Here is a 12,171-nt window from a genome sequence, read left to right as displayed (position 1 = left end):
TCGGATGTTGAGAACCATGGCCTTTACGACGTAGATTCATAAGATCGCCCGGGTGCGCCGCACCCCGCGCGCTCGGGCGTTTCGCCCCCTCGCCCCGAGGCATGCGCCCCGGGGGTCAGGCGGACTCCCGGCGCCCGCGTATCCCGTCGAGGAGGAAGGCGGTGCGGCGGTCGTAGTCCTCACGCGGCGGGCGGGTCCCGTGCTTGAGGGCGAGCGCGGTGTCGACGACGATCGCGTGGAGGTCGTCCTCCTCGAACTCCGGACGCAGTGCGCCACAGGCCCGGCCCGCCGCGACGAGCTCGCCGTTGATCTCCCCCGCGGCCCGGCAGATCTCCAGGAGCCGCCGCGAGTGCGGATACGCCTGCAACAGCAGGTCGACCGCGGCGGGCTGGCGGTACAGGAGGTCGCGCATCGCGGTGACGTAGTGGGCGATCCGCTCCCCCGCGTCGTCGAGGTCCCGGGTGCGGTCGATGGCGGCGTACAGCTCAGCCGCGACCACCTCTTCGACGACGGCCTCGATGAGGCCGACCCTGCCGCCGAACCGGTTGAAGATCGTGGCCTTGCTCACCCCGGCCGCCCGGGCGACCTCCTCCAGAGGCACGGACAGGCCCCGCCCCTGGAAGGCGTCGATCGCGGCGCGCCGGATCTGCTCGGCGTTGCGTTTGGCGTCCGCCCGCAGGCGGGGCCCCGAAGACGCCGCACCGGTCATGGCCGCCCACCGTCCCCCACTGCCGACACAACAACTTGACTCACATGGTCAGTTTACCTAGTGTCGTCGGCGCGAGCGAAGTTGACCATGCCGGTCAACTTAAGTGCGGGCGACCGGCCGCCGTGTCCGGGACGCTTCCGCCCGGGCCCGGGGACCGCCGTACGCGCGCCCCGCCGAAGCGTCGGATTCCCCCGTCACCGCCGCGACCCGCCCACCGGGGCGGGCACGAACACACATGGAGAGGACCACGGGCATGATCGTCGTCACCGGCGCCACCGGCGCCCTCAACGGAGCCACCGTCGAGCACCTCCTCAGGCGCGTTCCGGCCGACCGGATCGGCGTCAGCGCACGCGACGCCGCCAAGGCACGGCACCTCGCCGACCGCGGGGTGCGCGTGCGACAGGGCTCCTACGACGACCCGGCCGCGCTGCGCGACTCCTTCGAGGACGCCGACCAGGTGCTCCTGGTGTCCTCCAGCGACACGGAGTCCGATGTGGTCGAACAGCACCGCGTCGCGATCGAGGCGGCCGTCGCGGCCGGCGCCCGGCGGATTCTCTACACCAGCCAGCACGGCGCCGCCGCCGACAGCCCCTACCTCCCGGCGCGCCTGCACGCCGCCACCGAGGCGATCCTCGCCGGGTCGGGGACCGCCTGGACCGCGCTGCGCTACGGGTTCTTCGGCAGCCTCGACCTCCTGCTCGGCCCGTGGCAGCGGACCGGGGTGATCGCCAAACCGGCGGACGGCCCCCTCCCCTGGGCCGATCGCGCCGACCTGGCCGAGGCCGCGGCGGTCATCCTCACCGGTGAGCGCTCCTTCGACGGCCCGGTCACCCTCACTCCGCCCGAGCCCGTCACCCTCGGCGACTTCGCCCGGATCGCCTCCGAGCTCACCGGCCGCGACATCGAACGCGTCGTCGTGGACGACGAGCGGTGGAGCGCCGACCAGATCGCGAGCGGCGTCCCGGAACACGTGGTAGGGCTGACGCTCATGATGTCGCGGGCCGCCCGCGACGGGTACTTCGCGGGACACCACCCGCTACTGACCGAACTCCTCGGCCGCGAGCCCCGCAGCGCCGCCGAACAGCTCGCGGACCATATCGCGGCCTCGGGGGCCTCCTCACCGACCGTCTGACCGCCGCGCGGTAAGGGACCAAGGAACTTTTCTTCCTGCGCCAGGTGAAGTACCCCTTCGTCCATGAGCGACAGCAGAAGGATCACCTGGGAGGGCTTCTTCAACACCCGCGACCTCGGCGGTCTGCCGAGCCGGGACGGACGCAGCGTCCGCCGGGGCGCCTTCATTCGCTCCGCCGACCTGCGCTTCGTCACGGACAGGGGCTGGCGGGCCGCCTACGAGGCGGGCGTGCGCACCGTCGTGGACCTGCGCAACCCGGACGAGATCCGGCCGGCTCCGGGTGAGGGCCCGACGAGCCGGGGCGGGTCCGCCGCCTTCCCCGCGGAGGCGGCCCCCACTCCCCTGCCCGCGGGGATGACGCGTCTGGAGGTGGCCCTGGACCACGTCGAGGACGTCGGGTTCTGGCAGGACGTCAACCGCCGACGGCTGAACGGGAGCCCGCTCTACTACCCTCCCTTCCTCGACCGCAAGGCCGAACGCTGCGCCGCGGTGGTCACCGCCCTGGCCCGGTCCGGGCCGGGCGGCGTCCTGTTCCACTGCGGGGCCGGACGCGACCGCACCGGTCTGGTCGCCCTGCTGCTGCTCGCCCTGGCCGACGTCGGAGCCGACGCGATCGCCGACGACTACGAGCTGTCCACGACCGAGCTCGTCCCGCTCTTCGCCGCGATGGGACAACGGGACCAGGGCCCCGTGATCGAGGCCGTGCTGTCCGAGCGCGGCCTGACCCTGCGCGACACCGTCCTGGACGCCCTGCGCGGGCTGGACGCGCACGCCTACCTGCTGGCGGCGGGGGTCGCGGAGGAGGACCTGGCCGCCCTCCGGAAACGACTTCTGGACTGACCACCGCCTTCGCACGGCACGGTCCGGCCGACCGAACGGCGGGTCGGGCGGACCTCCCCCCGCCGGGTCGGTGCACGCCCGCCGCCCCCGGGGGACGCTCAACCGCGCAGCCGGGCGTTGAGCCGTGCGGCCTGCCTCGTGAGGTGGTCGCGTTCGGGCAGGTTGGGCGCGGACCGGGCGGCCTCGGCGTAGAGCCGGGCCGCGGTGACCGGGTCGCCGTCGCGCTCGTGCAGGTACGCGGCGGCGGCGCCGTGCCGGGGAACGGAGGGGTCCAGCTCCGCCAAGGCGGCCAGCCCCGCCCGCGGGCCGTCGGCCTCACCGACCGCGACGGCCCGGTTGAGGCGGGCCACGGGGCTGTCGGTGAGGCGCACCAGTTCGTCGTACCACTCGACGATCTGCGTCCAGTCGGTCTCCTCTGCCGTCCGGGCGTCGGCGTGGAGGGCGGCGATCGCGGCCTGGGCCTGGTACTCGCCCAGGCGGTCGCGGGCCAGGGCCGCCTGGAGCACGCCGACGCCCTCGGCGATCATGCGGGTGTCCCACAGGCCGCGGTCCTGCTCGGCGAGGGGCACGAGTCTGCCGTCGGGTCCGGTCCGCGCCGGGCGCCGGGCGTGGTGCAAAAGCATGAGCGCGAGCAGCCCCGCGACCTCCTCGTGGTCGGTTCCGGCCGCAAGCTGGCGGGTGAGCCGGATCGCCTCACCGGCGAGGTCGACGTCTCCGGAGTAGCCCTCGTTGAAGACCAGGTAGAGCACGCGCAGCACGGTGGCGACGTCGCCGGGCCGGTCGAACCGGACGCCCGAGACGGTCCGCTTGGCCCTGCTGATGCGCTGGGCCATGGTCGCCTCCGGCACGAGGTAGGCCCGCGCGATCTGGCGCGTGGTCAGGCCGCCGACCGCGCGCAGCGTGAGCGCGACGGCGGAGGCCGGTGTCAGGGACGGGTGCGCGCACAGGAAGTACAGCCGGAGCGTGTCGTCCACCGCCTCACCCGGGCCGGGTGCGGGTTCGGCCTCGACGCGTACCTCGCGGTGCCGTCGGGAGGTGTCGGCGCGGGCGGCGTCGAGGAACTTGCGCCAGGCCACCGTGACCAACCAGCCCCGGGGATCGTGCGGCGGGTGGTCCGGCCACACGCGCACGGCCTCGACCAGGGCTTCCTGCACGGCGTCCTCGGCCGCGGCGAAGTCCGCTCCGCGGCGGCCGAGGACGGCGATCACGGTGGGGGTGAGGGTCCGTAGAAGGGCCTCATCCATGGTGTGTCACTCCGTGATGGTCGGGGGCGCGGTCAGGAACGGGCGCACCTCCAGCCACTCGTGGATCGGCTTCCCGCCCGCCCCGGGCGCGGCCGACAGCTCCCCGGCCAGTTCGACCGCCCGCTCGTAGGTCTCGACGTCGATCACCATCCAGCCGGCGATCAGGTCCTTGGTCTCGGCGAACGGGCCGTCGGTGACCGGCGGCCGTCCCTCGCCGTCGTAGCGGACGAACGCGCCCTCCGGGGAGAGCGCCTGGCCGTCGACGAACTCGCCGGTGCCCTCCAGCCGGTCGGCGAAGTCCTGCATGTAGCGCATGTGGGCCGAGACCTCCTCCGGCGTCCACTGGTCCATGGGCACGTCGTTGACCGATGCGGGTGCGCCTCGGTAGTGCTTGAGCAGCAGGTACTTGGCCATGATGTCCTCCGTGGGTCGCTCTCGTGGCCCGTGCGGGCCGGGTGCGGTGCGGCCCGTCGCGGGCCGTGTTCACTCCGGGGACGGAGCCGTGCGCGGGTTCTCGACATCCCGCGGCGACTTTTTCCGACGGATTTCGCGGTGTCCGTCCCCTCCACTGTGCCGCAGGACCGCTGACGGGTGCGGGAAGCCGCTTCGCGTCGCGCTCGTCAAACGACGTGGGCCTCACCTTAGGAGGGACCGGTCTCGCCCGCCCCCCGCACTGACAACAGAGGGAAAAACACTGTAAGTCGGGGCGTCGGAACGAACACCCGAAACCGGCCCTGACCTGCCCTGTCAGTGCCACCCACCCTGTTCGCACGCTTAGACGAACACCCCGGCGAACACCCTGAACACGGCGAACAGCCGTCCTCCCCCGGCTGACAGCGTCCTTCCCTGACAGCGCGCCATAGAGCTGTCAGCACCGCGTCAGCCGTGCTGTCAGCCGCGGTCAGGAGCGCTTCGGAAGTTCCGCCGCCCCGGGAGCGATCGTCCGGCCGGGCAGGCCGCGGACGCGGTCACCGCCCCGGAAACGGTCCACGACGACGGGAGGGCGCGGACGGCAGGAGGGCGCGGACGGGGGGCACGGGAAGCCGTCGGTGGTCCGCGACGTCGGGAGGGCGCGGACGGCGGCCTCACGCCAGGACCGCGACCGACCCCCGCTCCACCAAGCGCACGGGCAGCCGCACGGCGGTGCCGGGGCCCTCCACGAGCAGGCCCATGATCCGCTCCCCCAGCACCTCGCGCTCCACGGCGATCGTGGTCAGGCCGGGGTCCAGCAGGGCCGAGGTGGGCAGGTCGTCGTGGCCCACCACGCTGACGTCGCGCCCCACGCGCAGGCCCAGGGAGCGGGCGGCGTCGTAGACGGCGGCGCTCAGGTGGTCGGAGTTGACGATCAGAGCGCGGTGCCCGGGGCGCGCCATCATCTCCGCGGACCTGCGGGCCACCGCCTCGTAGTCCAGGGGGCCGCGTGCCACCGACGCGGTCATCCCGTGTCGGGCGCAGTGGCGGTGGAAGGCCTCCTCGCGCCCCCAGTCGGCGGCCAGGTGCTCGGGAGCCATCAGGAGCGCGGCCTCGCGGTGGCCCCGCTCCGCCAGGTGCTCCACGGCCCGGGCGACGGCCTCCTCGTCGTCGGGGCCGACCGTGGACAGGCGGCCGGCGGTGCCCTCCCGGTCGGGTTCGGGCGTGCAGTTGAAGGCCACCACCGGGACGTGGGAGTGGCGGTCCATCCACTCCAGGAGGCGGTCGCGCCGCCCGATGGGCGCGATGGCGATCCCGGCGACCGCCTCGGCGGCGAGCCTGCGCAGCGCGGCGCTCTCCCGCTCCTGGTCGTAGTCCGAGCTCATGATCAGCAGGAGCGCACCCTCGCGGTGCGCGACGGTCTCCATGCCGCGCAGCACGTCCAGGAAGAAGGGGTTGCGCATGTTGCGGATCACCACGCCGTAGGCGGAACGTCGGCCGGTGCGCAGCGCCCGGGCCCGGCCGTCGGCCTGGTAGTCGAGTTCCGCGGCGATCCGGCGGACCCGCTCGGCGGTCGCGGCGGCCACGCGGCCGGTGCCGTTGAGGGCGAAGCTGGCCTGGGCGACCGAGACGCCCGCACCGGCCGCGACGTCCCGCAGGGTCGCGCGCTTGGTCGGTTCCGGCATGGCTCTCCTCGGGGGGACTGTGACCGTGGACTCGAAAGTACCGTGCGCCCGCTCGGGGCGAGCACCGGCGGGTCGACGGCACGGGACGCTGTTCCACCGGTGTTCGACCTCCGGTCACCGTTTGCGAAACAACAGGTCACCGCACTGATTAATCGTTTAATCACGCACTTCCGCACAGCGGTGTCCGGCAGGCACCGCAGACCCGACCCCGGAGTCCCCATGACCCTCACCCGCGGACGCGGCGTCCTGAGCGCCGCCGCGATCACGTCCGTCCTCGCGCTGACCGCCTGCGGCAACGCCGACCTGCCCCAAGCCGCGGCCACCGGCGACGGCGGCACCGTCATCACCTACAACTCCCCCGCCGAGTGGGGCAACTACGGCGAGGTCCTGGCCGCCTTCACCGAGGAGACCGGCATCCAGGCCCCCAACGACCCGAAGAACTCCGGGCAGGCCCTGGCCGCGCTCCAGGCCGAGAAGGGCGCGCCCGTCGCCGACGTCGCCTACACCGGCATCGCCTTCGCCGGACAGCTCGTGGAGGCCGGGGTCCTGCAGTCCTACGTGCCCGAGGGCGCGGAGGAGGTCCCCGAGGACCTGCGCGACCCCGACGGGAACTGGACGGCCGTCCACACCGGCACCATCGCCTTCATCGTCAACGAGGACCACTTGGACGGCGCGCCCGTGCCGAGCAGCTGGGAGGACCTCCTCGACCCCGCCTACGAGGGCAAGGTCGGCTACCTCGACCCCACCCAGGCGGCCGTGGGCTACTCCGCCGCGACTGCGGTCAACCACGCGCTCGGCGGCGACCTGTCCGACTGGCAGCCGGGCCTGGACTACCTGGCCGAACTGAAGGAGAACGGCGCCTCCACCTCCGCCCAGACCGCCACCGCCAAGGTCGCCCAGGGCGAGATCCCCATCCTCATCGACACCGACTTCAACGGCTACAAACTCCGCGACGAGGGCGCCGACGTCAGCGTCGTCATCCCCGAGGAGGGATCGCTGCAGATCCCCTACATCGTCGGCCTGGTCGAGGGCGCCCCCAACGCCGAGAACGGCAGGGAGCTGCTGGACTTCTACTTCTCCGAACAGGGCCAGGGCCTCTTCGCGGACGGCTACATGCGCCCGGTGGTCGGCCAGATGCCCGAGCAGCTCGCCGACCAGGTCCTGCCCGAGTCCGACTACGAGCGCGCGATCACCATCGACTACCTCGAACAGGGCGAGCGGCAGCAGGAGTTCATCGACCTGTACCAGAGCGAGGTCGGCTTCTAGTGTCCCCCGGTACCGCGCGCGTGCGCCGCGGCACACCGCCCCCGTGGTCCGCGGCGCTCCCGGCGCTCGCCCTCGTCTGCCTGTTCAGCGCCTACCCGGTCGTGGTGCTGGTGGCCAACTCCCTGGGCCTGGGCCGGTTCCCGGCCGACGGGGGCCCCACCCTGGAGCACTACGCCGACGCCCTGTCCTCGGCGGCCGTGCGCGAGTCCCTGGCCGCGTCGGCGCTGGTCGCCGGGGTGGCGGTCCTGGCCACGCTCGTGATCGCCGTCCCCGTCGTCCTGCACCAGGCGCGGCAGGACCGCGCCGGGGGCAGCGGGGCCGCCACCGACGCCCTGCTCACCCTGCCGATCGCCCTGCCCGGCATCATCATCGGGTTCTTCGCGATCGTGCTCAACGGCAGGACCGGGCTGCTCGCGCCGCTGTGGGAGGGCTTCGCGGGGCTGGCCTACACCCTGCCCGGCCTGCTCGTGGCCTACGTCTACTTCTCGCTGCCCCGGGTCCTGGGGCCGCTGCGCGCCGCCGCGGCCGGACTGGCGCCCTCGCTCACCGAGAGCGCCCGCACCCTGGGCGCCTCCAGGGTGCGGGTGCTGTTCACGGTCACCCTGCCCCTGCTGCTGCCCGCGCTCATCGAGACCGGGGGCACGGCGGCGGCGATCGCCCTGGGCGGGTACGGCACGGTCGCCACGCTCTCGGAGGGGATCCGCCTGCTCCCGCTCAACGTCGCCAACGAACTGACCACCGGCTACCGCCTGGCCGCCTCCTCCACCCTGGCGGTGCTGCTGGCGGCCATGGCCGTCGCCGCGCTGGTGCTCGGCCGCGGCCTGGGCCGCCTGGTCGGACGGGCGGTGGCCTCGTGAACCGCGTCGTCACCTGGGCCGTCTGCGCCTTCGTCCTCGTCCCGATCCTGGCGACCCTGGTGGTGGCCACCAGCGTCGACTTCTCCCAGGGCCCCTGGGGCGGCGGGTTCACGCTGGACTGGTTCGCCTACGCCTGGCCCCCGCTGGCCCCCGTCATCGGCCGCAGCCTGGCCGTGGCGGCGCTGGTGGTGGTGCTCAACCTCGCCCTGGGCGGCCCGCTGGCCTGGTGGGTGGCCCGCCACCCCTCGCCGCTGACCCGGCTGACGGGATACCTGGTCAACGTGCCCCTGGCCGTGCCGGGCATCGCGTTGAGCGTCGCCCTGGTGAGCGCCTACGCGGCGCTGCGCCCCAGCGGAATCCTGCTGGTCATGGGCCACGTGGTGTTCACGCTGCCCTTCACCCTGGCCGCCCTGGTGCCCGCGCTGGCCGACGACGACCTGCGCCTCAACGAGCAGGTCGCCCGCAGTCTGGGGGCCGGACCCGCCAGGGCCCTGGCCACGGTCACCGTCCCCGGCTGCCTCATCGCGATCACCCAGGCGATGACGATGGTCTTCGCCCTGTCCTTCGGCGAGTTCAACATCTCCTTCTTCGTCAACCCGCCCGCCACGCCCACCGTGCCGTTCGCCCTGTTCGACTCCTACTCCACCCAGAGGCTCGAACCCGCGTCCGCGCAGTCGATCATCTTCATCGCCTTCGTCGCCCCGGTGCTGACGGCCATCGTGCTGGCCCGGCGGCACGCCCTGAGGAGCACTCCGTGACCGATCTCCGTGAACCCGGGACCCGCGCGTCCGACCCCGCCGCTCCCGCGCCCGACCCCGCCACCCGCGGGTCCGGCCTCACCGTGTCCGACCTGACCATCCGCTATGGAGACACCGAGGCCGTCCGCGGGGTGTCGATGGAGGTGCTGCCCGACGAGACCGTGGCCGTCGTGGGCCCCTCCGGCTGCGGCAAGAGCAGCACCCTGCGCGCGGTCGCCGGACTCACCCCGGTCGCCGAAGGAGGCATCGGCCTGGGCGGACGCGACATCACACACCTGGACCCGGCCCGCCGGGGCGTGGGCCTGGTCCCGCAGAACTACGCGGTGTTCCCGCACCTGAGCGTGGCGGGCAACATCGCCTACGGACTGCGCGCCCGGCGCCTCCCGGCCGACCGCAGGCGCCGCCGGGTCGCCGAGATGCTGGAGCTGACCCAGCTCACCGAACTCGCGGAGCGGCGGCCCGACCAGCTCTCCGGCGGCCAGCGCCAGCGCGTGGCCCTGGCCCGGGCCCTGGCCGTCGAGCCGGACGTCCTGCTCCTGGACGAGCCCCTGGCGGCCCTGGACCCGCAGCTGCGGGGCGGCCTGCGCCGGGAGCTGTCCGCCATGCTCTCCTCCTCGGGGTGCGCCACGCTGATCGTCACGCACGACCAGCGCGAGGCCCTGTCCCTGGGGTCGCGGATCGCCCTGATGCGCGAGGGGTCACTGGTGCAGTTCGGGACGCCCCGGGAGCTCTGGGAGGACCCCGCCGACGCCTTCGTCGCGGACTTCCTGGCCAACGCGGTCCTGTTGGACGCCGAACCCTCCCAGGGCGAAGCCGCGGTGCTCGGCGGCCGGTGGAGGATCCCCGCGTCGGACCTGCGGACCGGGCCGACCCGGCACGGCCGCACCCGCCTGCTCCTGCGCGACGACAGCCTCACTGTCACCGACCGCGAGGACGCCCGCGCCGTGACCGCTCAGGTCACGCACGCCGAGTTCGTCGGCGACGCCGTCCGCCTCACGGTCGACGCGCACGGCCACGTGTTCGGCGTGCGGGTCCCGCCCGACGCCCGGATCGGCCGTTCCGTGTCGCTGGCGGTCGTTCCCGGCCGCGCCACCCTGCTCGTGCCCGCGGCCTGATAGCGGGCGTTCCGGCTCCGCCCGCTAAGGCCACCGCTTCGGTCCTGTTCCTGAGGCAACCACCCGGCTCCGCCCCTGAGGGCACCAGACCACCCCACGACGGAGAAACCCATGCTCGAACTCGAAATCCTCGGCTCCAACGCCACGGCGCCCACCGCGGAGGGCCCCGCCTCCTGCTACCTGCTGCACACCGACGACGGCATCCTGCTGGTCGACGCCGGGCCGGGGTCCCTGCTGGCCTACTGCGCGCGCTACGGGCTCGACCGGCTGCGCGGGATCGTGGTGACGCACCTGCACGCCGACCACAGCCTGGACCTCATGGCCTGGGCCTACCGGTGGACCTTCCCCGAGGTCCTGCCGCGCATCCCCCTGTACTACCCGGAGGGGGAGGCCGAGCGCCTGGCCGCCTTCGACGCGGTCTTCGGCATCCCGACCCTGCCCACGATGAACAGTCCCATCGCCCAGTCCTTCGAGCCCAGGGAGATGGCCATGGACGGGACCACCCGCTACGAGGCGGCGGGAGCCTCCTTCCGCTCCTTCCGGGCCCACCACAGCGTCCCCTCGGCGGCGCTGCGGTTCGAGGACCCCGACGGCGGCAGGGTGGTCTCCTTCTCCTCCGATACGGGGTACTGCGAGGCCGTCGTGCGCGCGGCCGAGGGGGCCGACCTGTTCGTGTGCGAGTCGACCTACCTGGAGGCCGACGACCAGGCCCTGACCGGCCACGGCCACCTCACCGCCGCGATGGCCGGTGAGCTGGCCGCCGAGGCCGGGGTCGGCCACCTGGTCCTCACCCACTTCGCCGACCCCGGCATGTGGGAGGAGGGCGCCCTGCACGCGGCCCGCGGATTCTCCGGCCCGGTGAGCGTGGCCAGGCCAGGCAGCCGCTTCTGAGGGGGCCGTCCGGGGGCGTGGGGCCGTCCGGGGGCGCCGCCGCACCGTCTGCCGCGCCCCCGTGGTCCCGCCCTCAGCCTTGGTCCCTGGCCAGGCCCATGGACTGCTCATCTCGCCCTGTGCCACACAAGGACACCCCGGCGCAGGGCTCGCGGATACGCCACCAGGGGCGGCAACAACACTGCGCGGGATGCGCCCCGGACGAAGATGTCGCGTGCCTCTAGCTCGTTTGACAGACCACCGGACTTCTCATCCGATGGTCGCAGGTTCGAATCCTGCCGGGTGCGCCACAAAACCCCAGTTCAGACGGGGTGCGCGAGTCGAACAGGCGAGGCGCCGGGTCTGAACCGGGGCCTGAAATGCTCCCCGTGTGCTCCGCAGTGCAGGGTCCAGTACAGGTGGAGGCCCACCTCGCGGAGCACTTTGTCGTCCCGTGACCATGGCGGCGGCGCCCGGGGACAGGTCGTGTCCGCCCACCAACACCCGTTGGGAGCAGGCAGGGCCCTGTACCGCCATATCCGCCCCCAACACCCCGACCCCTACCCCAGGGGCCAGCCAGGAGTGGGGGCGGCTGACACGCCCAGACACGGCCGCTTCAGCCGAATCCCCTTACTTTGCCGGGCCTAACGCGTCCCAATCAGATGGCATGAACACAACCAGGGTGTGTAGGACTGACTGCCATCGCCATCCTGGCCGCGTTGGAAGCCGGGTTGTGCGTGCTTCAGCGGTGGCCCCTCACCCACAACGGGTGGCAAGCCGCCTCCTAGTACTCCAATTGCAGTCCGGTTTGTCATAGTTCCTGGAGCGCCTGCCTCTGGTAGTGGCACTGGCGGGCATTGGCTTGGTGTGAGGAGTAAATCTCCCCGGGTGTCCCTGGTGGGTCAGCTCGGCGGCGAGCTTGCGCGTCGACTCCGTCGTCCAGCGCAACAGTGATTCCGGGCCCCCTCGCTGGTCGGGTTCGACCAGCGCCAGGAGCGCGGGAACCAGGCCGAGGTCCTGTTCGGAGCGGGGTTTGCGGCCCGCCCCTGGGCGGCGCACCCGTGGCGAGGGTGCGGGAGTGGTGTCGAATTCGCGTGCGCCGCAGGAGATGGTCGTCTCGCTGACCCCGGCTGCGCGGGCCACGGCGCGGATGGCGCCGTGGCTCAGGGCGCGGGCTTCGGCTCCCAGTGCCAGGCGGCGTTGGCGTTCGTCAAGGTGCGGTAGCAGGGCGGCAAGCTTCATCTCGAGGGCCTCAAGGGGGTACACCATGGCCGGATGTTAGCG

At 73.0% G+C, this 12,171-nt stretch carries 11 protein-coding genes and 1 pseudogene; 7 read left to right on the top strand and 5 right to left on the bottom strand.

Translation table 11 applies throughout. From position 1 onward, the window contains the following. Window positions 1-115 precede the first annotated feature (115 nt). Window positions 116-709 carry a TetR/AcrR family transcriptional regulator gene (locus ACSTA4_RS14205; RefSeq protein WP_444963956.1) on the bottom strand — a complete coding sequence of 198 codons (594 nt, stop codon included), beginning with the start codon at window positions 707-709 and terminating at the stop codon, window positions 116-118. 253 nt (window positions 710-962) lie between these two features. Between ACSTA4_RS14205 and ACSTA4_RS14200 the strand changes: the two genes are divergently transcribed. Next, entirely contained in the window at window positions 963-1,841 is an 879-nt protein-coding gene (locus ACSTA4_RS14200) for an NmrA family NAD(P)-binding protein (RefSeq protein WP_444964174.1), read from the top strand. Window positions 1,842-1,904: 63 nt separating this feature from the next. After that, window positions 1,905-2,681, top strand: coding sequence for a tyrosine-protein phosphatase (locus tag ACSTA4_RS14195; RefSeq protein WP_444963955.1), 777 nt, complete (start codon window positions 1,905-1,907; stop codon window positions 2,679-2,681). Between the two features lie 98 nt (window positions 2,682-2,779). Here the strand turns inward: ACSTA4_RS14195 and ACSTA4_RS14190 are convergent, their stop codons facing one another. The 3 genes from ACSTA4_RS14190 to ACSTA4_RS14180 all read right to left on the bottom strand — a co-directional run bounded on the left by ACSTA4_RS14190 (window position 2,780) and on the right by ACSTA4_RS14180 (window position 6,021). After that, window positions 2,780-3,925 carry an RNA polymerase sigma factor gene (locus ACSTA4_RS14190; RefSeq protein ID WP_444963954.1) on the bottom strand — a complete coding sequence of 382 codons (1,146 nt, stop codon included), beginning with the start codon at window positions 3,923-3,925 and terminating at the stop codon, window positions 2,780-2,782. 6 nt (window positions 3,926-3,931) lie between these two features. Then, entirely contained in the window at window positions 3,932-4,339 is a 408-nt protein-coding gene (locus ACSTA4_RS14185) for a YciI family protein (protein ID WP_444963953.1), read from the bottom strand. A 671-nt stretch (window positions 4,340-5,010) separates the two neighbouring features. Continuing rightward, complete coding sequence (locus ACSTA4_RS14180) at window positions 5,011-6,021, bottom strand: LacI family DNA-binding transcriptional regulator (RefSeq protein WP_444963952.1); 1,011 nt, start codon at window positions 6,019-6,021, stop codon at window positions 5,011-5,013. A gap of 219 nt (window positions 6,022-6,240) precedes the next feature. Between ACSTA4_RS14180 and ACSTA4_RS14175 the strand changes: the two genes are divergently transcribed. The 5 genes from ACSTA4_RS14175 (at window position 6,241) to ACSTA4_RS14155 (ending at window position 10,908) form a co-directional block, all read left to right on the top strand. Further along, window positions 6,241-7,287 carry an ABC transporter substrate-binding protein gene (locus tag ACSTA4_RS14175; RefSeq protein ID WP_444963951.1) on the top strand — a complete coding sequence of 349 codons (1,047 nt, stop codon included), beginning with the start codon at window positions 6,241-6,243 and terminating at the stop codon, window positions 7,285-7,287. Then, window positions 7,287-8,144 carry an ABC transporter permease gene (locus tag ACSTA4_RS14170; RefSeq protein WP_444963950.1) on the top strand — a complete coding sequence of 286 codons (858 nt, stop codon included), beginning with the start codon at window positions 7,287-7,289 and terminating at the stop codon, window positions 8,142-8,144. The genes ACSTA4_RS14175 and ACSTA4_RS14170 overlap by 1 nt, the downstream gene beginning before the upstream one ends. Next, window positions 8,141-8,902, top strand: coding sequence for an ABC transporter permease (locus ACSTA4_RS14165; protein ID WP_019607421.1), 762 nt, complete (start codon window positions 8,141-8,143; stop codon window positions 8,900-8,902). Before ACSTA4_RS14170 ends, ACSTA4_RS14165 begins: the two co-directional genes overlap by 4 nt. Continuing rightward, window positions 8,899-10,017, top strand: a complete 1,119-nt coding sequence (locus ACSTA4_RS14160; RefSeq protein WP_444963949.1) for an ABC transporter ATP-binding protein — start codon at window positions 8,899-8,901, stop codon at window positions 10,015-10,017. The genes ACSTA4_RS14165 and ACSTA4_RS14160 overlap by 4 nt, the downstream gene beginning before the upstream one ends. Before the next feature lie 111 nt (window positions 10,018-10,128). Then, the gene (locus ACSTA4_RS14155; protein ID WP_444963948.1) at window positions 10,129-10,908 is read left to right on the top strand and encodes an MBL fold metallo-hydrolase; all 780 of its coding nucleotides are present in this window, start codon (window positions 10,129-10,131) and stop codon (window positions 10,906-10,908) included. An 867-nt stretch (window positions 10,909-11,775) separates the two neighbouring features. Here ACSTA4_RS14155 and ACSTA4_RS14150 read toward each other — a convergent pair. After that, window positions 11,776-12,156 (bottom strand): annotated as a pseudogene (locus ACSTA4_RS14150) (ISAzo13-like element transposase-related protein); the annotation flags it as partial. Between the last annotated feature and the right edge of the window lie 15 nt (window positions 12,157-12,171).

The sequence above is a fragment of the Nocardiopsis sp. M1B1 genome, from assembly GCF_052466615.1.
Note: the sequence above shows the minus strand (reverse complement) of the source record. Positions and strands in the feature narration are given on the sequence as shown.

What these genes read in the sequence shown, in the direction of transcription:
- ACSTA4_RS14155 (WP_444963948.1), top strand. Translation starts at nt 10,129, where the DNA reads ATGCTCGAACTCGAAATCCTCGGCTCCAACGCCACGGCGCCCACCGCG.
- ACSTA4_RS14180 (WP_444963952.1), bottom strand. Translation starts at nt 6,021, where the DNA reads ATGCCGGAACCGACCAAGCGCGCGACCCTGCGGGACGTCGCGGCCGGT.
- ACSTA4_RS14200 (WP_444964174.1), top strand. Translation starts at nt 963, where the DNA reads ATGATCGTCGTCACCGGCGCCACCGGCGCCCTCAACGGAGCCACCGTC.
- ACSTA4_RS14205 (WP_444963956.1), bottom strand. Translation starts at nt 709, where the DNA reads ATGACCGGTGCGGCGTCTTCGGGGCCCCGCCTGCGGGCGGACGCCAAA.
- ACSTA4_RS14185 (WP_444963953.1), bottom strand. Translation starts at nt 4,339, where the DNA reads ATGGCCAAGTACCTGCTGCTCAAGCACTACCGAGGCGCACCCGCATCG.
- ACSTA4_RS14190 (WP_444963954.1), bottom strand. Translation starts at nt 3,925, where the DNA reads ATGGATGAGGCCCTTCTACGGACCCTCACCCCCACCGTGATCGCCGTC.
- ACSTA4_RS14195 (WP_444963955.1), top strand. Translation starts at nt 1,905, where the DNA reads ATGAGCGACAGCAGAAGGATCACCTGGGAGGGCTTCTTCAACACCCGC.
- ACSTA4_RS14175 (WP_444963951.1), top strand. Translation starts at nt 6,241, where the DNA reads ATGACCCTCACCCGCGGACGCGGCGTCCTGAGCGCCGCCGCGATCACG.